The 26,409-nt window shown below is 56.8% G+C and carries 18 protein-coding genes; 13 read left to right on the top strand and 5 right to left on the bottom strand.

What is annotated here, in order from left to right:
- Positions 1-8: 8 nt before the first annotated feature.
- Both A4E19_03605 and A4E19_03600 read left to right on the top strand, forming a co-directional pair.
- Complete coding sequence (locus A4E19_03605) at positions 9-1,424, top strand: hydrolase (GenBank protein ID OQW33489.1); 1,416 nt, start codon at positions 9-11, stop codon at positions 1,422-1,424.
- Positions 1,425-1,834: 410 nt separating this feature from the next.
- On the top strand, positions 1,835-3,427 hold the full coding sequence (locus A4E19_03600; GenBank protein ID OQW33649.1) for a hypothetical protein: 1,593 nt from the start codon (positions 1,835-1,837) through the stop codon (positions 3,425-3,427).
- A 75-nt stretch (positions 3,428-3,502) separates the two neighbouring features.
- Here A4E19_03600 and A4E19_03595 read toward each other — a convergent pair whose 3' ends face one another.
- Entirely contained in the window at positions 3,503-4,360 is an 858-nt protein-coding gene (locus tag A4E19_03595; GenBank protein ID OQW33648.1) for a hypothetical protein, read from the bottom strand.
- A gap of 374 nt (positions 4,361-4,734) precedes the next feature.
- Between A4E19_03595 and A4E19_03590 the strand changes: the two genes are divergently transcribed.
- The 10 genes from A4E19_03590 (at position 4,735) to A4E19_03545 (ending at position 15,854) form a co-directional block, all read left to right on the top strand.
- On the top strand, positions 4,735-5,331 hold the full coding sequence (locus A4E19_03590; GenBank protein OQW33647.1) for a bifunctional pyr operon transcriptional regulator/uracil phosphoribosyltransferase: 597 nt from the start codon (positions 4,735-4,737) through the stop codon (positions 5,329-5,331).
- A complete protein-coding gene (locus tag A4E19_03585; protein ID OQW33488.1) occupies positions 5,315-6,238 on the top strand; it encodes an aspartate carbamoyltransferase in 924 nt (307 codons plus the stop codon). The genes A4E19_03590 and A4E19_03585 overlap by 17 nt, the downstream gene beginning before the upstream one ends.
- Positions 6,239-6,337: 99 nt before the next feature.
- On the top strand, positions 6,338-7,621 hold the full coding sequence (locus tag A4E19_03580; GenBank protein OQW33487.1) for a dihydroorotase: 1,284 nt from the start codon (positions 6,338-6,340) through the stop codon (positions 7,619-7,621).
- Between the two features lie 82 nt (positions 7,622-7,703).
- On the top strand, positions 7,704-8,147 hold the full coding sequence (locus tag A4E19_03575; GenBank protein ID OQW33486.1) for a hypothetical protein: 444 nt from the start codon (positions 7,704-7,706) through the stop codon (positions 8,145-8,147).
- Complete coding sequence (locus tag A4E19_03570; protein ID OQW33485.1) at positions 8,144-9,319, top strand: carbamoyl phosphate synthase small subunit; 1,176 nt, start codon at positions 8,144-8,146, stop codon at positions 9,317-9,319. The genes A4E19_03575 and A4E19_03570 overlap by 4 nt, the downstream gene beginning before the upstream one ends.
- On the top strand, positions 9,312-10,262 hold the full coding sequence (locus A4E19_03565; protein ID OQW33484.1) for a signal peptidase: 951 nt from the start codon (positions 9,312-9,314) through the stop codon (positions 10,260-10,262). Before A4E19_03570 ends, A4E19_03565 begins: the two co-directional genes overlap by 8 nt.
- A gap of 72 nt (positions 10,263-10,334) precedes the next feature.
- Positions 10,335-11,288 carry a peptidase M48 gene (locus tag A4E19_03560; GenBank protein OQW33646.1) on the top strand — a complete coding sequence of 318 codons (954 nt, stop codon included), beginning with the start codon at positions 10,335-10,337 and terminating at the stop codon, positions 11,286-11,288.
- A gap of 17 nt (positions 11,289-11,305) precedes the next feature.
- Positions 11,306-14,557 (top strand): carbamoyl phosphate synthase large subunit, encoded by a 3,252-nt coding sequence (gene carB / locus A4E19_03555; GenBank protein ID OQW33483.1) that lies wholly within the window; start codon positions 11,306-11,308, stop codon positions 14,555-14,557.
- Between the two features lie 21 nt (positions 14,558-14,578).
- On the top strand, positions 14,579-15,055 hold the full coding sequence (locus A4E19_03550; protein ID OQW33482.1) for a transcription elongation factor GreA: 477 nt from the start codon (positions 14,579-14,581) through the stop codon (positions 15,053-15,055).
- Positions 15,056-15,125: 70 nt separating this feature from the next.
- Entirely contained in the window at positions 15,126-15,854 is a 729-nt protein-coding gene (locus tag A4E19_03545; GenBank protein ID OQW33645.1) for a hypothetical protein, read from the top strand.
- 86 nt (positions 15,855-15,940) lie between these two features.
- Here the strand turns inward: A4E19_03545 and A4E19_03540 are convergent, their stop codons facing one another.
- Both A4E19_03540 and A4E19_03535 read right to left on the bottom strand, forming a co-directional pair.
- Positions 15,941-17,140, bottom strand: coding sequence for an FAD-dependent oxidoreductase (locus A4E19_03540; protein OQW33481.1), 1,200 nt, complete (start codon positions 17,138-17,140; stop codon positions 15,941-15,943).
- Positions 17,141-17,187: 47 nt separating this feature from the next.
- Positions 17,188-18,555, bottom strand: a complete 1,368-nt coding sequence (locus tag A4E19_03535; protein ID OQW33480.1) for an adenosylmethionine--8-amino-7-oxononanoate aminotransferase BioA — start codon at positions 18,553-18,555, stop codon at positions 17,188-17,190.
- Positions 18,556-18,741: 186 nt separating this feature from the next.
- Here A4E19_03535 and A4E19_03530 point away from each other — a divergent pair, with 186 nt between their 5' ends.
- Positions 18,742-20,010, top strand: coding sequence for a hypothetical protein (locus A4E19_03530; GenBank protein ID OQW33479.1), 1,269 nt, complete (start codon positions 18,742-18,744; stop codon positions 20,008-20,010).
- A 34-nt stretch (positions 20,011-20,044) separates the two neighbouring features.
- Here the strand turns inward: A4E19_03530 and A4E19_03525 are convergent, their stop codons facing one another.
- Positions 20,045-22,213, bottom strand: coding sequence for a hypothetical protein (locus tag A4E19_03525; protein OQW33478.1), 2,169 nt, complete (start codon positions 22,211-22,213; stop codon positions 20,045-20,047).
- Positions 22,210-26,400, bottom strand: coding sequence for a hypothetical protein (locus tag A4E19_03520; protein OQW33477.1), 4,191 nt, complete (start codon positions 26,398-26,400; stop codon positions 22,210-22,212). The genes A4E19_03525 and A4E19_03520 overlap by 4 nt, the downstream gene beginning before the upstream one ends.
- Positions 26,401-26,409 lie beyond the last annotated feature (9 nt).

Raw genomic sequence — 26,409 nt, 5'->3', positions numbered from 1 at the left:
GAGAAAACATGCGACATGTTCTCATTCAGTGCGCCCTAGTTACGGCTCTGATCATCGGAGGAGTAGCTGTGGGTTACACCCACGACCTGAACAGCGCCCCGTCGCCGGCACCGGCGACTTCTCGGGAATCCCCAGCGGTCACGCTTTTCCAAAATGTCCGAATTTTTTGGGGCAAGGGCTCCGAGCTATCCGGGCCCTCCCACGTGCTGGTTCGTGGCAACCAGATCGAAAAGATTTCGTCACAGCCGATCTCTTTAGATCGCCGCGGTGACAGCGTCATCATCGACGCGGCCGGCCGGACGCTGATGCCAGGCCTGATTGATGCCCACACGCACATGATGTTCGCCAATGTGCCGCAATTGGTGTTGATGACCAGCGACGTTACCTACAGCGCGGTGGTTGCAACCAAGGGCGCGAACGAGATGCTGCTGCGGGGCTTCACCAGCTCTCGCGATATGGGCGGCCCGATCTTCGGTCTCAAGCGAGCGATCGATCAAGGTTTGGTGCCGGGCCCGCGTATCTGGCCTTCTGGCGCCACGATCTCGCAAACCGCCGGCCACGGCGACTTCCGGATGCCCAACGACTTTCCGTCACGACCCGGCGACCATTCGTTTGCCGAGCGTGTCAATGCGACGGCTATCGCCGATGGCGTGCCCGCTGTGCTCCAACGGTCGCGCGAGCAGCTGGCGATGGGTGCCTCGCAGATCAAAGTGATGGCCGGTGGTGGCGTGGCGTCCCTCGACGATCCCTTGGACGTCAATCAGTACACGTCGGCTGAGATGCGGGCAGCGGTGGACGCGGCCGCCAACTGGGGTACCTACGTGACGGTCCACGCCTACACGCCAGGAGCGGTGCGGCAGGCGGTCCAAGCCGGGGTCAAATGTATCGAGCATGGCCAGTTACTCGACGAAGCGACGATCAAATTCCTCGGAGAAAATGGGATCTGGCTCAGCCTGCAACCCTTCACGGGGGACAAGGATACCTTTACGTATGCCGATCCGATGAGCACGGCCAAGTATGCGCAGATGGTGGCGGGAACCGACCAGGCCTACCGATGGTCCAAGCAGCACAAGGTCAAAGTGGCCTTTGGTACAGATGCTCTGTTCGACGCCAACCTGGCGGCGCGCCAGGGCGCTCAACTGACCAAGCTCACCCGTTGGTACTCGCCGGCTGAGGTGCTGACGATGGCGACCTCGACCAATGCTGAACTGCTGGCGTTGTCCGGCCCGAGAAATCCGTATCCTGGCAAACTGGGGGTTGTGGAAGAAGGAGCGTTAGCGGATCTGCTCCTGGTCGACGGTAATCCGTTGGAGAATATCAAGTTGATCGAGGATCCGGAAAAGAATTTTCTGGTCATCATGAAGGACGGAAGGATCTACAAGAATTTGCTTCGCTGCTCGATGGAATGCCAAACCAGCCATTAAGCCCATGCATAGAGAGAGGTAGGATAGCCGTCTGAATGGCTCTCGGTCGGTCATTAAACTTGTGTGTCTCTGCACTGATCGTTTTTCGAAAGTATACAATTCGTTTCCCTACAGCAACGTCGGCGATACCACGAGTAACCGGTTCAGGGAGCGAATAGGGGTCATCGCTGTGTTTTGCCGACAGTGAGTCGCCTTTGTTTGCCGATAGGTTGAGTAACCGGAGCGTTTCCCTCTGCGACGAACATTGTTCTTTTTTCAAGCTCCACTCGTTCCAACCAGCCTTATGGTATAAGAACATCGTAGTCGTTCCTTTCCTGGTTTGGGGGCTAACGGAATACATCTAAAGGGGTCTTCCCGTGGCCGATGTTCCAAAGATCGTGCGGCATTTCCGCCAGATCCTGCTGTGGCCGATGCAGCTCACGCCCATCCGTGAGGATGCGCCGATCCAAAAACATTGGGAGCTGCTGCAGGCGACCAACTTCGGCAATCCTTGGCGGGAGGTGCTTGACGAGTTCACGGGCGATCCGCGCCAGTTTCAGGAACGGCATTACAGCGAGTTCGTGACGTTCCTGCCCTATGTCCAGCGGTTTCTGTACGGCGAGGGGAAGCGAACCCACTCGGATGTCCGTGAGGAGGCCGCCATACGTGTCTTTCGTCGCGACGATATCGCCGAAGTCCGGATGGTCTTTCCCGGTCCCGATACGGCGCCTACGACGTTTGCCGTGGCGCACGTGGATCTGTATTTCTTCTACGACATCGACGTGGCCATTCTCGTCGTTGAGATCTATGCCCATGATCTGCCGCTGTCACAAGTGCAGAACTCCCTGTTCCGCTTTGGCCGCTGTTATCCCACCTATTGGGAGCCGGATGGGCATGGCGGCCATTGTCCCAAGCATGTGGAATGGCTTTCGTCCGAAGGCAAGGTGCTGGCCGCGTCGGATTATGATCACCGCGAAAAATACCTGTCCTTCGTCTGCCGGCATCGTTCGCTCAGCCTCGCCTCTCATTGGGAATTTTTGCTGGAACCACTGGTGCTGCACCATTCAGAAAAGCCGGGGGCGATTCGATATCGACAGATCGAATACCATTTGATGCCGGTGATGGCGTATCTGACCCTGGACGATCCAGGGTCGCTGACTCGTGCGGAGTTCGCTCGGATCGGATTGGCGGCGGCACCCGGCAGATCCGATACGTTGCCTTTTTCCGAGCGCTATCTTCGGGACTTTGAAGAACGCTACTGTTACGACCGGTACTGGACCGGACAGGAGCGGACTCCCGCCGGTACCCGCTTTATGTGTACCGGCCGTGTATTTACGATGGTCGGCGAGGCGGGGGAAGCGGCGTTTGAAGATCGCAAGACCAACCTTGAACAGTTTCGCCATGAATACTTCCTGCTGTTCCTGATTCCTCATTTTCATAAGGCCGCGTTGTTGATGCTGACCAACCGCCTGGTGGAGGCGATGAATCAGCTCGATCTCACGAAGTTGGATTCTGTCCGGCAGTTCCGGCGTGTGATTCGCCAAACATTGGGAATTTTCTTGCGCTTCACCCATCGATACTGGTCCCATCAAATTTCGGATCATGGACAGGTGAAGGAACTCTATCGGATGATTAGCGAGCATCTCGGGACCGGTCGGCTCTACGACGAACTCCGGTCGGAACTGGAAGATATGAGCCAATACCTCGACAGCGATGCGTTGCGCCGCCAAGGCGAGACCATGGTGCGTCTGACCGTCGTGGCCACCGTCGGCTTGATCGGCGTCGCCACGACCGGAGTGCTGGGCATGAACCTCTTCGCGCTGGGGGAAGAACCGGCTATGGTACGCGTCGGCTATTTTGGAGCGGTTCTGGTTCCCGTCATTGCCGTGACCTTGTACACCGTGTTGAAGTCGAGACGGCTGTCGGATTTTCTGGAGACACTTGCAGTGGAGCATCGGTCGCCCAAGGAGAAGCTGGCGGCGCTGGTTGCCGTGTGGAAAACCAAACACGGGCGAGATTCCTGACTTCCTTTCAATGCTAACCGGATTCCGTTGTGCGTCATCCCGCGCCGACCTGCTGTAGTAATCGACCGCATCCGTTTAATCACGCGGCGTTGTCACGTGACAGACATCGAAGAACTTGATCATGTCATCAATGACGGGGATGTCCTCCTTCCACCAGGACAATGCCCCGAGCAGGTCCGTGTGGTCGACGCCGCGGTAGATACGAGATTGGACGCAGCCGCCTCGGTGCGTGATGCGTTGTTCCAATTTCAGGAGATTGCTCAATTTTACGGCACGGTCCTTGTCGCCGTATAACAGCAGCATCGGTGGTTGCGTGCCGTCGATGAACGAGGTGGCCTGCATGTTCGGATAATTCTGCGGCGGACCGAACATATCTTCCAGGTCCGGCTCGTCGGGCGTAAAGGAGTAGGGACCTGCGAGACCGGTAAAATCGTAAATAAGGGAAGAACGTTCTTTCCCCTCCCGGGCCAGATACTGCAGATCGGCTGTAAGCAATGCACCGATAAGGGCTCCGGCGGAATGTCCCACGACATGGATCCGGGCTGGATCACCGTGAAAATCAGCGATGTGATCCTTGATCCAGGAGAGAGCTTTGGCTCCGTCTTCTACAAAGACGGGGAAGCGTACAAGCGGGTACTTTCTATAGTCGGGAATAGCCACGAGAAATCCTCTCTTGGCGAACGTTGCGCCGACAAATCGATAGTCCTCCTTCGCTCCATAGGTCCAGCGTCCACCATAAAAAAAGACGACGACGTCCGCTGGTTTATCGTGGGAATCAGCCGGGATATAGAGGTCAAGTTTCTGTGAAGGCTCAGGCCCATAGGCACTGTCACGCACAACCGTCATGCTTGCGAAATGGGTGGGCAGATTGGCGGCTGTGAACGCAACCCTTGTACAGTCTGATGTCGTCAGAAGGAGAACGAGGAGTGCGATCCGGGAGTGCCAGTCTTGGGAACCAGACATCTATCGTCCTCATTCTTTCAATCAAGGCGGGCGACAACGGCTTATAGCATAGGGCGACGGCGAAGGATGTCACCATATGGATCGCAAAATATGTATCGCATAGGTAATGTAGGATGCCTCGTCAATAACCTCATGCCGCCGTCTTCGAGTGCTTGACAGGTGCCGGGACTTCAAGTTAGGATCGAAAAACCTTTAATGCTCATCCAGTGAGGTGAGCAAGGAGCCATCATGGAGGGTGATCCGGCTACGGCCGGTTTGAGATTGACCTTCTCACCACAATAGGGTGAGGAGGTTTTTTTGTGCCTTGAATCTCTGTCGCATCGCGTCACGAGATGGTGCCGATCATGACGACTCCTACGAGCAAGTCGGGAGAACGGAAGGACGAAAAGTTGATCATGGATGCCGGGGACATTTCCCGAGCCATGATGCGTATCGCGCACGAGATTTTGGAGCGGAATAAGGGTGTGAAGGATGTGGCACTGGTTGGAATTCGAACCGGCGGTGTGCATCTGGCTCATCGGCTCGTCAAACGTATCCACAGTATCGAGGGTGTTCTGGTTCCGATCGGTGAATTGGATATTACCCTGTATCGCGATGATCTGGCGTTGCGAAAGAATCAACCGATCCTGAGAAAAACGTCCGTGCCGTTCGACATGACGAACAAAGTCGTGGTCCTCGTCGACGACGTCCTGTTCACCGGGAGAACGATACGGGCGGCGATGGATGGATTGATGGACCTGGGACGTCCCGAAGAAATCCAACTGGCCGTGCTGGTCGATCGCGGTCATCGGCAACTGCCGATCAAAGCGAATTACATCGGGAAGAATCTGCCGACCGCTCGGGACGAGCAGGTTCAGGTATTGTTGGACGAGGATGGGGAAGATGACCGGGTCGTCATCTTGAAATCCTTAAGCGGAGGATCCCATGAGCCTCAAGCATAAAGATTTGCTGAGTCTCGCCCCGTTGTCGGTGGAAGAGATCATGCTCATCCTGGACACGGCGGATTCCTTCAAGGAAGTGACGGGCCGTGAAATCAAAAAAGTGCCGGCGCTGCGGGGCAAGACCGTCGTCAATCTCTTTTTCGAGCCGAGCACCAGAACTCGGACGTCCTTTGAACTGGCGGCCAAGCGACTCAGCGCCGACGTGATCAACTTTTCTCCTTCCTCCAGCAGCGTTGTCAAGGGGGAAACATTGCTTGATACGGCGCGGAATATCGAAGCGATGCAGGCCGACATCATCGTCCTGCGCCATTCCTCGGCTGGTGCTGCGGAAACACTGGCGCGTGGCGTCAAATCGTCCGTCATTAACGCGGGCGACGGATGGCACGAGCATCCGACACAAGCGTTGCTTGATCTGTACACCATCCGCCAACGGGGGATGCATTTTCGTAGCTTGCGGGTGGCCATCGTCGGCGATGTGTCGCATAGCCGCGTCGCACGTTCAAACATCTACGCCCTGCTCAAGCTTGGCGCCGAGGTGCGTCTGGTAGGGCCTCCGACGATGATGCCGCATGGCGTGGAAAAACTCGGCGCGAAGGTTTACTACAACATGGATGAGGGGCTACGCGAGGTCCATGTCATCATGATGCTTCGATTGCAGCTGGAGCGACAGGGACGCGCGCTCTTTCCCACTATTCGTGAGTACTCGAGGCTCTACGGCTTAACCCCTGAGCGGGTGCGGCTGGCCGACGGCGGCGCCATCGTGATGCATCCGGGGCCGATCAATCGCGGGGTGGAGATCGCCCCCGATGTGGCCGATAGTTTATCCTCGGTGATCCTTGATCAAGTGGCAAACGGTGTCGCGGTGCGCATGGGGATCTTGTACCTGATGTCCGGAGCCAATTCGTGAATCCGATGACCTGATGATCTGTGTGTGAGCTGTTGGCCGAGCTGGAAGTAACAGATCATCAGATCAACTGATTCTGCCAAATTGAAGAGAGGGCGTATCGTGTCGATTCTGATTAGAGGTGGGCGTGTCATCGATCCGGGCCGGTTGGTCGGCATCGCCGATGTCTTGATCGACGACGGCAAAATAACCGCCCTCGGATCACATCTTTCCGCGCCCGTTGGTTGCCGGACCATTTATGCCGAGGGGAAGCTCGTGATGCCGGGATTCGTCGATTTGCATGTCCATTTTCGCGAGCCGGGATTTGAATATAAGGAAACAATACAGAGTGGCAGCGCGGCAGCCGTTGCGGGCGGATTCACGACGGTCTGCTGCATGCCCAATACGAGCCCGGTGAACGACAATCAAGCCGTCACGGAATTCATATTGGAACGGTCACGGTTGGCCGGTCTCGCGAACGTATTGCCCATCGGCGCCATTACAAAGGGATCGGAAGGGAAAGAGCTCGCCGAGATCGGCGACTTGCGTCGGTCCGGCTGTGTGGCCATCTCCGACGACGGCAGACCGGTCATGAACAGCCTGGTGATGCGCCGGGCGATGGAATATGCCTTAGCCTTTGATCTGACGGTCATCGACCATTGTGAAGATCTCCATCTTGCCGAAGGCGGCTGCATGAACGAGGGGTTGGTCTCGACCGAACTTGGATTGCCGGGTATTCCGTCCGCCGCGGAGGATGTGATGGTGGCGCGCAATCTCTCGCTGTCGGAGTTGACGGGGGCCCGCCTTCATCTCGCCCATATCAGCACGGCGGGATCGGTTCGAATGGTGCGCGAGGCAAAAGCGCGTGGGATCCACGTGACGGCGGAAGCCTGCCCTCACCACTTTCTGCTGACGGAAGAACTGGTGCGCGGGTACAATACTCACGCGAAAATGAATCCTCCGTTGCGCACATGGACGGATGTTCAGGCGATCAAAGAGGGATTGCGGGACGGGACGATCGATGTGATTGCGACCGACCATGCTCCCCATGCCACCCAGGAGAAGCAGCAGGATTTTACCGAGGCGCCGTTCGGAATCGTCGGGCTTGAGACGGCGCTCCCGCTGACCTTGGGATTGGTGGAAGAGGGGGTCCTGTCGCTTGAGCAGGCGGTTCAGAAGTTGACTTCCGCGCCGGCTGCGGCGTTCGGACTCAAAAAGGGAACCTTGGCGGTCGGTGCGGAGGCGGATGTCGTCATCGTGGATCAGCAAGAACAATGGGAGGTCGATCCGACGAAGTTCCGGTCCAAGAGCCGCAACACGCCGTTTGTCGGGTGGAAGGTAAAAGGGCGGGTGCAGATCACCATCGTGGGTGGGCGTGTGGTATTCGAAAACAGCCCGGTGGGGTAGCGCAGTGCGACGGTGGCCCCGTTGGGGGATGGTGTGCTGCCTCACGCTTGAATGGCTCGCGCTGGCTGTGTGGGTGGGGGGGATGGTCGTCCTGAGCGGGGCGGTGATTCCAGCGGTGTTCAATATTTTCGGCGGTCAAGACTCCGGCGGTATGTTTTTGACCCGTGCGTTCGAAGGGTATCATCGGCTTGTTATCGGGGCAGGGACCATTCTCTGTATGACGGTTTGTTATCGTCGATGGAGCGGAGATCCAATTGTGGACGTCGGTCGGAGTGAGGTGGTTGTCCTGACGGTCATGGTGCTCATCGCCGGGCTCATTATGGTGGTGCTGCACCCGAATGCCGCATCGCTTCAGGCTCAGGCATTCGCGACGAAAGATGAAACGCTCAGGAAAGCAGGGTTGGAGGCACTCTTTCGTGTACTGGCGCCGATTCGGTCGCTGTACATGGTGAACCTAGTCTTGGGCATCGTGCTCATCGGAATCAAGGTACACCATTCACTGGCTCAAGATAGAAGGCAGTCATGAAACGGGCGGTACTGGCATTGGCGGACGGCACCGTGTTCGAAGGCCGAGCCCTTGGCTATGAGGGAGAAACGGTCGGCGAAGTCGTCTTCAATACGGCCATGACCGGGTATCAGGAGATACTGACGGATCCATCCTATAAGGGACAGATCATCACCATGACCTGTCCACATATCGGCAACTATGGGGTCACGCCCCAAGATGTGGAGTCACGTCGAGCGTGGGCGGAAGGATTCGTGGTCCTGGAGGCCAGCCGTCTTGTCAGCAACTGGCGAAGCACGCAGACTCTTCAAGAATCCTTGACGGAGGCGAAGGTCGTTGCGATCGAAGGAGTCGATACGAGAGCCTTGACGAGGCACTTGCGTGAGCGGGGGTCACAGCAGGGGATCATTACTCACCTGGACCTTGATCCGGATCGGGCGGTAGGACGAGCGCGGCAAGCTCCCGGCATTCTCGGCCGAGATTTGGCGGTGGAGGTCAGTTGTGGGCGTCCCTATGAGTGGACGACGGGGACTGGCGATTGGGCGCCAGCACCGGCAGGCGGTAGGAAATATGGAAGATCCAAGTCTTGGCGGGTGGTGGCTTATGATTTTGGCATCAAACACAATATTCTAAGGCGCCTGGTAGATGTCGGCTGTCACGTCACGGTGGTGCCTGCAGCGACGTCCGCCGATGAGGTGGCGGCACTCAACCCGGATGGTATTTTCCTCTCGAACGGGCCGGGAGATCCGGAGGGCCTTCCCTATGCCGCAACAACCATGGAGAAACTGATTGGGCGCTATCCGATTTTTGGCATTTGTTTAGGGCACCAAATTCTCTGCTTGGCCTTCGGCCTCAAGACGTACAAGCTGAAGTTCGGCCACCATGGAGCGAACCATCCCGTCATGGATCTTCGAACGAGAACAGTCGAGATCACTTCGCAGAACCACAACTTCGCGGTGCAAGGCCCGGCGCCTCTCCTTGGCGTGCCGAAGCTCCCGCCCGTGGTCGACACTCGCTATGGGAAATTGTCGCTGACACATGTCAGTCTGAACGACTACTCGATCGAGGGAATGGTCTGTCTGGACCATCCGGTTTTCTCGGTCCAATACCACCCGGAGGCCGCCCCTGGGCCTCATGATGCCGCCTACTTGTTCGACGAGTTCGTGCGTCTTATGGAGACCCATCATGCGTAATCGCTTCCTCATGGGCGTGATTGGACTAGCACTGTCCGGCTGTACGTTCAATTTCCCGCTGTTTCCAAGCCCGGGGCCTTTACAAGAGGCTCAGGTCGACGGGACCGGTAAAGCGAAAGTCCTCTTAATCGAAATTTCCGGGATGATCAGTTCTCAGGAAAAAGAGGGATTCCGACCTACGCCGAGCATGATTGCCAGTGTGAAAGAACAGCTGACCAGGGCCACGAAGGATGAGAACATCAAAGCGGTCGTGCTTCGCATCAATACACCGGGGGGAACCGTTACGGCGTCGGACATCATTTATCACGAACTGAAAACGTTCAAAGCCCGTCGCAAGATTCCCATCATTGCCTCCATCATGGATTTGGGCACATCAGGGGGATACTATATTGCCGCCGCCGCAGATACGGTCGTGGCGCACCCGTCGTCCGTCACCGGAAGCATCGGGGTGATCATGCTCACGGTCAATGCCAAAGGGTTGTTGGAGAAAATTGGAGTCGAGGCCACGGCAGTGACGTCGGGACCGCGCAAAGATATGGGTTCGCCGTTTCGGACCATGACCACCGAAGAGCGGGCCATCTTTCAAGGACTGATTGATTCGTTCTATCAGCGCTTCTTGCATATCGTGCAAGAAGGCCGTTCCAATCTGCAGATGGAGCAGATTAAACGGTTGGCCGATGGACGAATCTATACGGGTGAACAGGCCAAAGCGGCCGGTTTGGTGGATGAGATCGGTTATCTTGAAGACGCGGTCGAATTGGCCAAGAAGCAGGCCGGCCTGACGGAAGCCCGAGTCGTGACGTACCAACGTCCAGGTGAATACTCCAACAATGTGTATTCGAAGTTTTTGGCACCGAATGGACTGGCCGGTCTTGCCGATCTCGACCTTATGACACTGGTTCGGGGGGGGGCACCCCAGTTCATGTATTTGTGGATGCCATAGGTTGGATAGGCGCCGATCGCATCATGACTGGTAAGATATTCATGATCGGCTATGGTGTTGAGATTCGAGACGATGCCCGTAGATCTGAAGCCCAATCTACTGTTTTCAAAACCCGTCGAGCGTCGCGCCGTGCTTGTGCACGGAGTCCGAGGGATGCTGGGATTGACCTGCCTGCTCGGTCTTGGAACGGCAGGCGGAATGATGGCGACTCTGGAGGGATGTGTTCGTGCGCCGGGAACCGCGCGAGATCAATTCATCTACATCTCTGAAGAGAAAGAAATCGCGATGGGCATCGGCGCCTATCGCGAATTGTTGCGCAAGGCTCCGGTCAGCGACGATCCCGAGCTCAATGAAATGGTCAACCGGGTCGGGAAGCGAATCGCGGCGGTGGCCAACAAGCCGGAGTATGAGTGGGAGTTCGCCATTATCAGGGATGACCGCACGATCAACGCCTTCGCGCTTCCCGGCGGCAAAGTGGCCGTCTTTACGGGAATATTGAAAGTGACCCAGAACGAAGACGGTTTGGCGACCGTGATCGGGCATGAGGTGGCGCATGCGCTTCAACGCCATGGGGCGGAGCGGTACAGCCGCAGCATTCTTGAAATGATCGGTCAAGTCGGTGCGCTGGCCGCGGGGGCTGCCGTGGGCCGCCCGGATGCCGCGATGGCGGCGATGAGCGCCTACGGAGTCGGAGTCTCGCTGCCGTTCGGGAGAAAGCAGGAATCCGAGGCCGACTATATCGGACTTAAATTGATGGCGCAGGCCGGCTATGATCCTCGAGAGGCCGTGCCTTTTTGGGAGCGGATGAGCGGGTGTCCCAGACAGATGATCGACAAGGTTTGTTTCCGGTCGAAACAGACTATTCCGGAGTTTTTGTCGACCCACCCTTCCGACGTGTCCCGGATTAATCAAATTGAAGCTTGGCTGCCGGAGGCCATGAAGTACTACCATGCCGTGCAGGAGGATGATCAGCCAATGCCGGCTCCTTATCATCCACCGATCGGTCCCACACTTCCATCCAGCTGAACCTTCAGCATAACACTATGCCAAAACGCACGGACATTCAATCAATCCTCATGATCGGCTCCGGCCCGATTGTCATCGGGCAAGCCTGTGAATTCGATTATTCCGGCACGCAGGCCTGCAAAGCGCTGAAAGCGGAAGGGTATAAAGTCATCCTGATCAACAGCAATCCGGCGACGATCATGACGGACCCGGAGATGGCCGATCGGACGTATGTCGAACCGATTACCTTGGACGTGGTTGAGAAGGTGATCGATCGCGAACGTCCGGATGCCTTGCTGCCGACCATGGGCGGACAAACGGCCCTCAACACCACCATGGGGTTGGTAAAACGAGGAGTCCTCGAAAAGTACGGGGTCGCTCTCATCGGCGCTTCGGCCGAAGCCATTCACAAAGCGGAGGACCGGGAAGCGTTCAAGCAGGCGATGCATAGAATCGGCTTGCGGGTGCCGAAGAGCGGCACGGCGCGCGCGCGACAGGAAGCCTTGACCATTCTCGATACCGTCGGGTTCCCCGCCATTATTCGGCCGTCCTTCACCATGGGAGGAACCGGCGGAAACATCGCCTATAATCGGGAGGAATTCGAGAGATTGATCGATTGGGCGCTGGTCATGAGTCCGGTCAGTCAGGCGCTGATCGAAGAATCGGTCATCGGATGGAAAGAGTACGAACTGGAGGTCATGCGCGACTTGAAGGACAACGTCGTCATCGTGTGCCCGATTGAGAACTTCGATCCGATGGGTGTGCACACGGGAGACAGCATTACGGTCGCCCCGGCCATGACGTTGACGGACAAAGAATATCAACGGATGCGGGATGCGGCTCTTCGTATCATCAGAGAGATCGGGGTCGATACGGGAGGGTCCAATATCCAGTTCGGTGTCAACCCGACCGACGGAGAGATGGTCGTCATCGAGATGAATCCTCGGGTGTCACGGAGCTCCGCGTTGGCGTCGAAGGCGACCGGGTTTCCAATCGCCAAGATTGCCGCCAAACTGGCCGTCGGATACACATTGGATGAAATTACCAATGACATCACCGGTGTCACGAAGGCGTCATTCGAACCGACGATCGACTATGTGGTGGTCAAGATCCCGAGATTCGCCTTTCAGAAGTTCAAGGGGGCCGATCCGACCTTGACCACGCAGATGAAGTCGGTCGGAGAAGTGATGGCCATCGGCCGCACCTTCAAGGAGTCTTTGCAAAAGGCCATTCGCTCGCTTGAATTGGACTTGAACGGGTTGGCGTCCCGGTTCGGACTGGATCGAGGAGTTCCGGCCGGGTTGAACCGGCCGGAAGCGATCGAGAAGCTGAGCCGAGCGCTGCGGACACCGTTGCCGGAACGACTATGGTACGTCGCCGATGCCATGCGCGTGGGATTCACGGACGAAGAACTGTTTGCCACGACCAAAATAGATCCTTGGTTTTTGGATCAAGTCAGACAGTTGGTGGATTTTGAACGAAAACTGGTCGGCCGTGCCGCGGACCCGGAATCCGTCTTGGCCGGCGAGTTGTTGTGGGAGGCGAAAGAGCTCGGATTCTCTGATGATCGGATCGCGCAATTGCTGGGATGCGAGGTGGCAGCGGTCCGGAGGGCGCGGACACAACCGGGAGTGCGAGGGGTCACCTACAAACGGGTGGACACCTGTGCGGCGGAATTCGAGGCGAAGACGCCCTATCTCTACTCGACGTACGGCCGTGAATGCGAGGCGCAGCCGTCGGACCGGCAAAAGGTCGTGATTCTCGGTGGCGGCCCGAATCGGATCGGCCAAGGCATCGAGTTCGACTACTGTTGCGTCCATGCGGCGATGGCGCTTCGAGAAGAAGCGGTCGACACGATCATGGTGAACTGCAACCCGGAGACCGTGAGTACGGATTACGACACGTCGGATCGGCTGTATTTCGAGCCGCTGACGCATGAAGACGTCCTCAATATCGTCCATCGAGAGCAGCCGGTCGGAGTGGTCTTGCAGTTCGGCGGGCAGACGCCCTTGAAATTGGCGCTGCCGCTCGCGAAGGCCGGTGTGAAAATTTTGGGCACCAGTCCTGATGCCATCGATCTGGCGGAAGACCGGGAACGATTTCGGGATCTCCTCAATCGTCTGGGTCTAAGGCAGGCGGACAGTGGAACTGCCCGATCCGTTGAGGAAGCGGTGAAGATCGCCGGGCAAATCAGCTATCCGGTCATGGTTCGTCCCTCCTATGTGTTGGGAGGGCGCTCGATGCAGATCGTGTATGACGAGGCCGGCTTGCTGGAATACATGCACTCGGCGGTCAAAGCGTCGCCCAATCATCCGGTGTTGATCGACAAATACCTCGCCGACGCCATCGAAGTCGATGCCGATGCCATTGCGGACGGACAAACCGTGGTGGTGGCGGGAATCATGGAGCATATCGAAGAAGCCGGAGTTCATTCCGGCGATTCCGCCTGCTCGTTGCCTCCGTATACGTTGGACAAGGCCATTGTGCGCGACATCGAGCGGCAAATGCGCTTGTTGGCGCTGGAGCTCGGCGTCGTCGGACTGATGAACGCCCAGTTTGCCGTGAAAGGCCAAACCATCTACGTGTTGGAAGTGAACCCCCGCGGGTCTCGAACGGTGCCGTTCGTCAGTAAGGCGATCGGCGTTCCGCTCGCCAAGTTGGCGATGAAAGTGATGATGGGGAAAACCCTCGCGGAGCTTGGCTTTACGGGTGCTCCGCTGCCGGGGCATTTCTCGGTCAAAGAAGCGGTCTTTCCGTTCAACAAATTCCCCGGCGTGGATGTGCTGTTGGGACCGGAGATGAAATCGACCGGAGAGGTGATGGGCATCGACGCCGATTTCGGATGGGCCTTTGCGAAATCTCAAGCCGGAGCGGGGGCGGTGCTGCCGACGTCCGGAACCGCCTTCATCAGTGTGAAAGAATCCGATCGCCCTGCCGCCCTTGAGGTGGGGCGACTCCTGAACAAACTCGGAATGCGTCTTCAGGGAACGAGCGGGACGGCGGAGTATCTGCGCGAACACGGCCTTCCGGTCGAGGTCGTCAACAAGGTGACGGAAGGCAGACCGCATATCGTTGATCATATCAAGAACGGCTCCGTCGCGTTCGTCGTGAACACGGTTCGGACCGCTTCGGCTCATGTCGATTCGTTGTCCATCAGACGGGAGGCGCTCCACCGCGGCGTGCCGTATTTTACGACCATGCGAGGAGCCCATGCGGCGGTCATGGGCATCGAAGCGATTGCAAAAAAGGATCTCACGATTCGAACATTACAAGAGTATCATCAGGCTTAATCGTTCAGGAGCGACTGGAGCATGCCGACGCCAATCACCAAGAAAGGCTATGATGCGTTAAAGGCCGAATTGGATCGTTTGCGCAAAGTTGAGCGGCCGAAAGTGATCGAAGCGATCGCGGAAGCCCGAGCGCATGGCGATCTGAGTGAAAACGCCGAATACGACGCCGCCAAGGAGCGTCAAGGGTTCATCGAGTCGCGGATCTCCGAACTGGAGACCAAGCTTGCCGATGCTCGCGTGGTGGAAATTGCGGGACGTAACAGCGAGACAGTCGTCTTTGGCGCCACCGTATTGATCATCGAGCAGGAATCTCAAGCCAAGAAGCGATACACCTTGGTCGGGCAGGACGAGGCCGACATGAAATTCAACAAGATTTCCGTCCAGTCCCCCGTCGGTCGCGCGCTCATCGGGAAACGGGTCGGGGATTTTGTGGAAGTGCAGACTCCTGTCAAGACGGTTGAATACGAAGTCGTGGAGATCACCTTCGAGGAATGCTGACGTGCGGGATGCACGCCCACTCATCACGCTGCTGACGGATTTCGGTGAGCGTGATTGTTTTGTGGCGAGCATGAAGGGGGTGATTCTGTCGATCAATTCGTCCGCCGCCATCGTCGATCTCTCGCACCAGATCACCTCTCACCAGATCCAAGAAGCCGGATACTTCCTGAAGTCCTGCTATCGCTATTTTCCGAAAGGAACAATCCATGTTGCCGTGGTCGATCCCGGAGTCGGGACGGAGCGCAGGGCGTTGCTTATTTCCGCGGCGGACGCCTTTTTTATCGGCCCGGACAATGGGTTGTTCACCGAGCTTCTCGAGCAGGAGGTCGGGGCCAAGGTGTGGCAGATCAACAGTCCGCAGTACCGTTTGGAAACAGTCGGATCGACCTTCGACGGTCGAGATGTATTCGCACCGGCTGCCGCGTGGTTGAGTAAAGGAGTCCCGCCGTCATTTTTCGGGCCCGCGGTCCATGATCCGATCCGCCGCTCCGTGGCGATCCCTGTATGGCATGAGGACTTGCTGATCGGGAAGATCGTGTCCGTCGATCGGTTCGGGAATCTGATTTCCAACATCACGGCGCAGCAGGTTCGGGAATTCCGAGCGGCAAGGGGGCAAACCGTCGAAGTCCAGATCGGGACATACGTCATGAACGATTTGGTCGGCAGTTATAGCCAAGGGAGTCGTCAGACTCCATCCGCACTCATCAACAGCAGCGGGGCCTTGGAAATCTTTCTCCAGGAAGAAAGCGCAGCCCAACGCCTGCAGGTCGGCATTGGTGAAGAGGTGCGTCTCTGTTGAAGACTGGTAGTGCGGCCAGGATCGTTCTTTGGGTGGGCGGAGATTTGAACGACGCGAGAACGACGGTGGGAGCGTCTTGTAAACTCTCAGGCGATCGCTTTGTCGATGTGATCGCAGACATAGCTTGCAAACGGGAGTGAGCAGGTAAAGGCCGGAGAAACGGCATTGAGCACGTGCATGGACCGGTTGTCTCCCTCCAGGACGAAATCCATTTCGAGTTTTCTTTTCCTGATGTCGAGCAGTTGGGCCCTGATTCCGGGACGCCCCCATTTTTGATAGTTGCGCTCGACCACGCCTTCGGCGAGGATCGAGGCCAGCGCCACCATTTTGCTCCGAGAGTATTTTGCAACCTCCTCCACCGCCAAGCGTCGAAAATCGAATCCCGCCCCGGTGAGCAATCCGAGTCCTCGGCTCGCGACTTCGACAAGTTCACCAAAGTTGAAGTTGCCGAGCCCGTCATAATTCTCACGCCACAAAGCCGGAATGGCGGTTGGACCGATTTTCGCTTTTCCATCGGCCGTGATCGTAAAGTGCACACCCAGGAACGGGTTCCTGAGATCCGGAACAGGGTAGATATTGGTACGGATCGCGCCGGATGGTTCGTCGGAATAGAGGTAGAGGCCCTTAAACGGCAGGATGCGGTACTTTTCCGAAAAGCCGTAGTCCAATGCAATCTTGTCGGCATAGAGCCCGGCGGCGTTGACGACGTATCCGGCTGTAATGCCGCCTCGGTTCGTCAGAACGTTCCCGTGGTCTCGCCCCCGATAGGCCGTGCCGCATTGAATCTGTATACCCTCAAGGAGAGCGTCTTGTTGCATGGCGTTGACGACGTGAAGCGGGTTCACCGTGGAGGTACGCGGGGAAAAGAGCGCCCGTTGATAGGTTTTCACGCGTGGTTCTATGGACTTGGCTTCTACATCCGTAAGAGGTTGGAGCTCAATGCCGTTGAGTTGCCCCCGACGAAATAATTCATCGAGCGACGGCAAATCCGCCGCGTCTTTGGCTACGACCAGCTTCCCGCATTTATTGAGGGGAATTCGTTTCTCCTCACAATAGGCCGTGAGTCGTTCATTTCCGAGCCTGGTAAATTTCGCTTTGAGGCTGTCGGGAGAGTAATAAAAACCCGCATGGAGAACGCCGCTATTCCGTCCGCTGGCATGGGCGCCACAGAGCGGTTCCTTTTCGATCAGCAACACCCGGGCGTCCGTCCGACGTCGGCGGAGTTCACGGGCGATGCTGAGGCCGATAACTCCGCCTCCAATGACAAGGAAATCACAGATCTGCATGAGCGTGGTGTATCTCCCTAAGAATTCGAGACGCCGCAGTGCGGCGCTCAGGCAATGTGGAGAGTCTCCACGGATTGTTGAAGGATTTCCACCATTTTTTTCACTTCCACGGGGGTTGTCGACAGCGGCGGCATGAGGACGAGGACATTGCCGATCGGTCGCACGATGAGTCCCTTGGTGCGCGCAAGCGCCGCCACTCGGTGTCCGGCTTTGACGCTGAGCGGGTAGGGTTCTTTGGTTGTCTTCTCCTTCACCAATTCGATGCCCACCATGAACCCACGTTGGCGGATGTCGCCGACATGGGGCATTTCAGCCAACGGCTTCAACCAGTCTGTCAGGGTCTTGATCTTGAGAGACAATCTATGAAGAGTCTTTTCTCGGCGAAAGACGTGGAGATTTGCGAGTGCCACGGAACAGCCCAATGGATTGCCGGTAAAGCTGTGTCCGTGGAAGAACGTCTTGAATTCTTCGTAGGTACCGAGGAAAGCTTTGTAGACTTCATCCGTGGTCAAGGTTGCAGCAAGCGGCATGTATCCGCCGGTCAATCCTTTGCTGATCGCCATGAAATCCGGCGTGACGCCTTCGTGCTCACAGGCGAACATCCGACCAGTGCGTCCGAATCCCGTCGCGACTTCGTCGGCGATCAAGAGCACGTCATATCGTGTACAAAGTTCTCGGATTCGCTTTACGTAACCGGTCGGCTGGGGAATCATGCCGGCAGCCGCCTGCATGAGGGGTTCAATGATGAATCCGGCCAATTCGCGATGACGAGTTTTCAGAAGCTGTTCAATCGGGTCGATACAGGCCATTTCACAGGAGGGATAGGCCAACTTCAGCGGGCAACGGTAACAATGGGGCGGTTCCGCCTCCAGAGTCGAAAAGAGCAGGGGTTTGAATCGGGCGTGGAACAGCTCGATGTTGCCGACGCTTACTGCGCCGATCGTATCGCCGTGATAGGCCAGTTTCAGATGGAGGAACGTGTTTTTGGGGCCGGCCTCAGGACGCCGCTGTTGCCAGTATTGGACGGCCATTTTCAATGCGATCTCCACCGCCGTGGAGCCGTTGTCCGAATAGAAGACACGGGTAAGCCCCTTCGGCGCGATCCGGATCAATTCACGCGCGAGCTCGATGGCCGGTGGATTGGAGAGGCCGAGGAAAGTTGAATGGGCTATTTTGTCGAGTTGTTGCTTCAGAGCACGGTCTAGGATCGGATGGCGATGTCCATGGAGATTGACCCAAATGGACGAGGTGCCGTCCAGATATTTTTTACCCTCCGTATCGATGAGATAGGCACCTCTGCCGCGCTCGATGATGAGCGGCTCTTCCTGTTCCCATTCCTGCATCTGAGTAAACGGATGCCAGAGATAGCGACGGTCCCAATCCTTCAGCTGACGAGCGGTTGGTGTATGAGCCACGGTGGAAAAATTAATGGCTTATAACATAGGGGTCATGACAGAAGCGACTACTACTGCTCGAGTGATGGATCAGATTTCGAGACACGGCAATTTCCATAAGCCCGGCATGGGTGACCTGCATTGCGACCTTGTCGTATCCCAATTGCGTCGTTGTCAGCACCCCAGGGGAATGGTATAAACCGAGATATGGTTCCCCGAGCAAGGTATCAGGTTTCGATCGTGAAGAAAGCGTTGCTCACCTGCCTTTTGCCTTTGCTCTTGCTTCCCACAGGATGCGGCGATGGAGGTGGGGAGGGAGGGATCGGTGGGGTCGGTGGAGTCGGCGGACCGTTAGGAGGGCTTGGAACAACGTCCATCCTCTATGTCGCGAATAACGGCTCAGATAATGTGTCGGGGTACAGCATCAATGCGACAGGTGGGACTCTCGCGGCGATTCCCGGCTCTCCATTCTTCAATGTCTCGGGTCCTTCCGCCATGGCCGTGTCCTCCAACGGATTTTTTGCCTATGTGACGAATAGTCGAACGAGCACGGTGACGGCATTCCGAGTTTCTACCGAAGGTGCGCTCTTATTGGCCCCGTCGACATCGTCCAAGCCCAATCCGGTCCCGGTCGAAGCAGCTCCTGGCGCACTGGCCATTGCTCCGGACACGAAGCATCTGTATGTCGCAGGTAGTGGCACTGATACGCTGACCGCGTTCACGATAGAGGCCTCCGGCGCTTTGACGTTGATCCCGCAGACTTCCGGCAGCTCAAATCCCGTATCGGTCAACGGATCGGATCCGGCAGCCATGGCGATCACTCAGAGCGGGCAATTCCTCTATGTGGCCAACAGCGGGTCCAACAACGTCACGGCATTCTCGATCGGAACCACCGGGCTTGTCAGTCTTATTGCTCCGTCCGGATCAAACGCCAATCCTCTCTCCACCGGGGGAACGTCTCCAAAAAGTATGGCCATCTCGCCGAACGGCTCGTTTCTCTACGTGGCCAACAGCGGCTCCCATAATGTGACGGTCTTTCAGATCGGAGCGAACGGTCTCCTGACCTTGGTGCCGCCTGCGGGCTCCGCAACAAATCCGATCTCCACGGGAACAGGCGGTACGACTCCCAATGCCCTCGTGATCTCTGCCAATGGCCGATTTCTTTATACCGCCAACGGTGGAGGCACCGTGTCGGCCTTCACCATCGGGAGCGACGGACTAGTGGCGCTCGTGTCAAGCTCGGCGGGCAACCTTAATCCCATCTCAGCCGGGGCAAATGCGACTCCCGTGGCCCTGACGATGTCGCCGGATGGGCGATTTCTGTACGTCGCGAACGTGGCGAATCAGGGAGGTCGTGTGTCGGCTTTTTCCATCAACCTCGAAACAGGGGCGCTCGTCCCATTGACCGCACTGGTAGGTAATCCGTTTCCGGCAGGAACCACGCCTTCCGCGATTGCGACGCCTGGCCGTCCCTAGATTGGGCAAAAGACGAGTCAATATCCGCTTCCTGTCAACTTGCCAGGCGTTTTCGTGACCGCCCGGCCATCAGAGCGACTTCTTCTGAAAGACGATCTCGAAGCAGGTGTTGCAACTGATGCGCAGAGACCGGTTTGCTGAACAGGTAGCCTTGATAGGCGGTACATCCTTGCATGCGAAGAAATTTCAACTGCTCCCGGGTTTCCACTCCTTCCGCGACGATATGCAATTTCAACGTACGGCCCATGCCGATGATGGCCCGCATGATGGGAGAGTCGATGTTACCCGGTTGGAGATCTTTGATAAAAGCCTGATCGATCTTGAGTGTATCCAGCGGAAAACGTTGAAGATAGGCGAGTGATGAATAGCCTGTGCCGAAATCATCGATGGCCAAGCGGAATCCAGCTTCCTTCAGCTCCTTTAGCGTGGCAATCGTGGTTGACGCGTCGGTCATCAGAACGCCTTCTGTGAGTTCCAGTTCAATATCCTGGGGTTTTCCTCCATGCTCATAAACAAGTGACTTGATGTGATCGGCGAGATGCGGTTGTCGAAAATGCAGGCCTGAAAGGTTGATTGATACGGCTATTGGAGCCAATCCCCTTTTATGCCACGTCCATTGTTGTTGTGCGACGGTCTTCATCACCCATTCACTCATGGAGATGATCAGATTCTCTTCTTCAGCCACGGAGATGAATTCGGCCGGGGAAATCACCCCACGAGTGGGATGTTGCCACCGGAGGAGCGCTTCGAAACCAAGGACCTTTTCCGAAAGGGTATCAACCTGTGGGTGATAGTGGAGGATGAATTGATTCGCGGCAATGGCGGCCCGTAAGTCCTGTTCAAGAGTAATGCGGGCGGCAAGCGAAGCATTCATGGCAGTGGAGTAGTATTGGTATGTATTGGGTCCTTTGGTTTTGGCCGCTTGAAGGGCCGTCAAGGCGTTGTGTAAAAGCACATCGGCGTCCGTCCCGTCGGTTCCCGGTATCGTGATGCCAATATGCGCGGAAAGCGTGATGTTCGTACTGTCGAGTTGAAACGGCGTGCCAAGAGCGGTCATGCACGCTTGAGCCACTTTTGCCGAGTCCTCAGGCGTAGACAGATGGGTCAGCAAGACCGCGAATTGATCTTCACTCAGACGCGCCAAAAGGGAAGTGTCTGTGCCTGAAAACGGCGCGATTGTGCCACCCGACGAAAGCGTCTGCTGGAGGCGCTCGACCACTTTTTTAATCAGGTGGTCCGCTTTTCTGGATCCATGGATGTTACTCACACGATGATACCGATCGATGCCCACGACTAACAGCGCGCCGATGACATGGTGGCCGGTTCCACGGATCATCGCTTGTTCGACGCGATGAAGGAATAAGTTTCGATTGGGAAGATGCGTGGCGCCGTCATAATTGGCTAGGAAATAGATCTTCGATTCCGTCGTGCGCATATCGGTCACGTCCTGGATCGTCCCCACCATACACTGCGCCTGTCCGGTATCATCCATGATAGTCTCCCCCAGGACATGGATAATCCGTTCGGTACCATCGTCTTGAACGATGCGATGGTCCAAGTCGAACCCCGTTCCCTCAGCGACCGCCTCCCGCATGGCCTCGGCAATCACCGGACGATCTGCCTGATGGACGCGGGCGAGATAGGCGGCCTGGGACTGATCGAAGGAGACTGGAGCGATCCCAAGGATCCGACATGCCGCATCTGAGACATGCAGAGAATTTTGGAGGAGGTCCCACTCCCATCCTCCCAGCAGAGCGATTCTCTGGGCTTGAGCCAGTCTGGATTCGCTGCTGCGAAGGGCGTTGAGAGTCGCGCTCGCCCGCAGCATGTAACATATCCGCTGGCAAAGAATGAGTCCGGGACAGGGCTTGACGATAAAGTCGGTCGCCCCGACATCGTAGGCGCGCGCGATCGAGTCGACATCATCCAGCCCTGTCATGATCAGAATGGGCACGAACTCTCCACGCGGCAATTGCCTGATTCGGCGACAGGTTGAAAACCCGTCCATCCCTGGCATTTGCAGGTCCAGAATCATGATGTCTGGCATTGTGCCCGTGACAAAATCGATGGCGGCTTGGCCCGACGAGGCCTCTTCCACACGTAGGTCTTCTTGCTCCAAACTAAGGCGGGACAAGGTACGGAATGCGGAGTCATCATCGACAATCAGTGCCAGGGGAGGCAAGGGTGGAGTAAGGGAAGTCATGCCGCTCTCCTCTTGAGTTCAGTTCGAAACACTTGATTGGCATGGTTGAAGGCCGCCACCAGCTGATCCAATAACAGTTCGGCTTCTTTCAGCTGCCCCTGGCGACTGAGTTCCTCAACCTGTCGACAGAGCCGGGAAAGAGACACGGCACCCAGCATCGAGCTTCTTGACTTCAGGCTATGGGCCGCTTGGTTCACGGCATCTGCTTCGCCGGTCACAATGCCCTGGCGCACGGTATTGACCAGGTCTTGGGAGTCCGCCAAATACAGCGACAAAATCTTGGCCAAGGCATCCTCTTTGCCCGGCTTTTGAAGGCTCGTGATCGATTCCCATGCGTTCTGATCGACGATTAAGTCGGCATGTGGCTCCGGCTCAGCTTCTGGGAGAGTCGGTGCGGCGATGGTGCCCGAACGGTTTGATACTAAGCGCTCAACGTTCTTGACCGCCGCAGTCGGCGGCAACCAGGAGATCAGTACGGTCTTCAGGTGTTCCATGGAAAACGGCTTTGATATGTAGTCATTCATGCCGGAGGCAAGACATTGCTCACGATCACCTGGTGTGGCGTGGGCCGTCAGCGCGATGATCGGCCTAGCCGCTTTCGAATGGCTCTGTTCCCATTCTCTGATGACGCGTGTGGCCTCAAAACCGTCCATTTCCGGCATCTGGCAATCCATCAGGATGAGGTCGTAAGGAGTGGTTTGTGCGTGGGCGATCATTTGTCGACCGTTTTGAACAACCGTGACGGAACAGCCGAGGGTTTTCAGCATCAAGAGTGCGATCTCCTGGTTCACTGGGTTGTCTTCGGCAAGAAGGACATGGCCTGACAATGTCGGTGCGGTTTCGACCAAACGCGTCTGTGGAGACTCTACCGGCTTGGGAGTGATCAGATTCACGAACGCATCACGAAAAGCTTCATAGCGCAGCGGCTTCGTTACCACCGGTATGGACTCCAAAGAGGGATCCTGTTCCACATCTGCCCGCCGAATGAATGACACCAGTCGCAAGATTCTCGCTGAACTCAATGCGGAGTCGGAAGCCAATGCCTTCAGCAACTGTGTGTCCGTCGTGTCAGCGAACGTTTCATCGATAAGCGCGACCACCCGACGATCGTCGATGGCAAGCTCTGTCATGACCGACTCGAGAAACTCGGCTTCTGTATCGGCCATACGCGACACGACTCTCCAGTGCGAGAGATAGCGAGCCACCAGCCGACGTGTGGCCGGGTGGCTGATTGCTGCACATACTCGGAGATCGGCCAATGTAGAATTCGTCGGGGCCACCGATGTGGCGTTGGCCTGGAGGGGCAGGGGAAGGACGACGCGGAACGTGCTCCCTTGTCCTATGATACTTTCGACGCTGATTGTCCCACCCATCAGTTCACTCAACTGTTTACAGATGCTCAGGCCGAGACCGGTCCCACCATGGACTCTGGTCGAGGACCCATCCACTTGAGAAAACGACTGAAACAGTTTCGCTTGCCCTTCAGGGCTAATGCCGGTGCCCGTATCCGTGACGGCGAATGTAATCGCCGCGATACCGTTCTCCATGGGGGCCTGGGGGTCCATCGTGACTTGCACACCCACATCGCCCGCTTGAGTGAACTTAATGGCGTTCCCCAGGAGATTCGTCAGAATTTGGCGAATACGAACGGGGTCGCCCATGACGGCGGTCGGCACGGAAGGCTCATATTCGGTCGACAGACACAAGCCTTTCCGTTGTGCGCGCTCAGCCAATTGTTCGACCGTCCGTTCGACGATGTCTCTCAGACTCATGGGCACCGACTGGATGTCCAGTTTGCCGGCTTCGATCTTCGAGAAATCGAGGATGTCATTGATCAGCGTCAATAATGTGTCTCCGGAGTTGTAAATCGTCTCCACATAGTGCCGTTGCATCTCCGACAGAGGGGTACGGGCAAGGAGCTCCGTCATACCGATGACCCCGTTCATTGGTGTCCTGATTTCATGACTCATATTCGCGAGGAACTCCGCTTTGGCTTTCGTGGCGTCCTCCGCAGCAAGCTTGGCAAGGGCAAGGGCTTCTTCCGACTCGCGACGCCGAGCGGCCTCCAGGACAAGCGTCATGAAGTTCGCCAAAGCCTGGGCGAACTGCCGTTCATCCGGGGCCCAGTCACGCGGCGAATCGACCTGTTCGATCGAGACGACGCCGGCCAATTTGCCTTGAGCCTTAAAGGGCACGTCCATCCGGACACCGATATCCTGAGGTGCGACCATATCCGAAACCAGTTCCCGAAACGGAGAGCCCTGTTGTCCCTGTGCTGCGGTGATGAGGTGGCCTTGATTCAGAGATTCGAAATAGCCGGGGTATTCTGTGCCGACCAGTTTGCCGCCGAACGTATGGTGATTGGTCCTTCGATCATAATGGTCCAGGCAATACAAGGCGCGTGTGTGTTCTTCAAAAACCCACACACTGACACGATCGACCACAAGGGCCCGTGCGGCGATGATGGTGACTTGCTTGGCGGTGGTGGGGAGCGATCCCTCAAATACCGTACGGTCCTGTACGAGATTCAGAATGGCGCTCTGTTGGTGGCGAAGGCGTTCTTCTTTCGTGCGCAATGACTGATTCGTGGCTTGGAGCATCGTCGCACGCTCCTCCGCCTGCTGCCTGGCGTCAACGGCTCCCACCAATTCGACCTGCGCCCGTACGTGCGCTTTGATGGCTTGATTCTTGGCCAAGGCCACGGCCACCTGGTCGGCCAGGCGCCGGGCATGCGTCAAGTGGTCAGCGGGCGGCTTTTGTCTTTGGCGATAGGCCAAGATTAATGCGCCGCTCACCACTTCATTCACAATGATAGGAAACGTGACAAAGAATGAGAGCTCCAGTTTGAGCAGGGGTGTGAGGTACGGCGGCAGGGCGGAGGCCATCGCGATCAGGTAATGAGGGTGAGTCTTCATCGCAATGAGTTGTTCGTCGGAAAACCGGCACTGAAAGGTCTTCAATCCGCCATCCGACTGAGCGTCGAAAACTTGCACCCATAGTTCCGCGGGACCTGCATGCTCCGGATCCATCACGGTCATGCCCACGGCGTCGCAGGCGATTGTTTCGGTAATACGGGACTGCATGATCTTGAACATGGCGGCTGGTTCATGGCTCGAAAGGATGGCTTGGCTGATCGCCGAAATGGTGTCCAACATGTGAAATTGTTGGCTCAGTTTGTCGGTCATACTGTTGAACGAATGCGCCAGCTCTTGGAATTCATCTTGGCTGGCTACCGTGACGCGTGTAGAAAAGTCTCCGCTGGCGAGTCGGGCAGTGCTTTGTTGCAGGAGAGCGACCGGTTCGAGGCTGCGGCGGATTTGAGAAAGGCTGAGCAGAAAGACCGCACCCAGTGCCGAGGCGATGACGAGCAGGAATGTGTGACGGAACTGCTCAACCGGAGCCAACGCCGATTCCCGGGTTTGGCTCAGAACGATGACCCATGGATCGACCCAAAAAGTGTGTCGAAGCGGCATCGTCCAAGCTCCTGCAACGTACTCCTGTCCGCCGAACCGCCATATGGTCCCTTCTCCCATCGGGGCCGCCTCGTCATGCCTGCGAAGGTCAGGAAGTGTAACCGGTCGGTGAAAGGTCGAGTAGAGGGTTTGTCGATGGCCGTCTTCAACGATGAGATCCGTATCACCAGGAAGAGAGTCCTTCACCTGAGTGCTCCACAACGATGCTTCGTTGATATGAGCGGAAAGAAGTCCTGTCTCCCATCGGTCCTGATTGATGGTGCGAGTGAGAGTGAGACGAGGAACGCGGCCAGGAACAGGTTGAATCTCCAACAATACCTTTCCTGCTCGAAGGTGGGCGATCTGTGCCTGTGTGAGGTGGCGGTGGATGGGATCGGATGAGGAAAGATGAATCTCGAGAAAGCGTTGACCGAATTCCTTCACCGAATCGGTGATATTCGTGTCCTCAAGGACTACGCCAGTTTGAGGTAATTGGGAGGCAATCCGATCCAAGTCGGCCGTCAACGTCTGAAGATGACTATACAGAACCATTCCTTGGGATTTGCTTTCCTGTTTCAGTCGGGCTGACGTTTGAATGAGCAGCTGTTCCGTGACTTGGCGATAGGATACCCATCCTAGAATGGAGGTCGGCACGAGGGCACAGAGGATGAAGAGCCCAAGAATGCGGCCTGCGATACGGCTATGGAATAGGGAGCGGGAGATGGTCGTCTGCATGGACTCGCC

Origin of the sequence: Nitrospira sp. SG-bin1, from assembly GCA_002083365.1 — a bacterium.
Lineage (GTDB): Bacteria > Nitrospirota > Nitrospiria > Nitrospirales > Nitrospiraceae > Nitrospira_D.
Note: the sequence above shows the minus strand (reverse complement) of the source record. Positions and strands in the feature narration are given on the sequence as shown.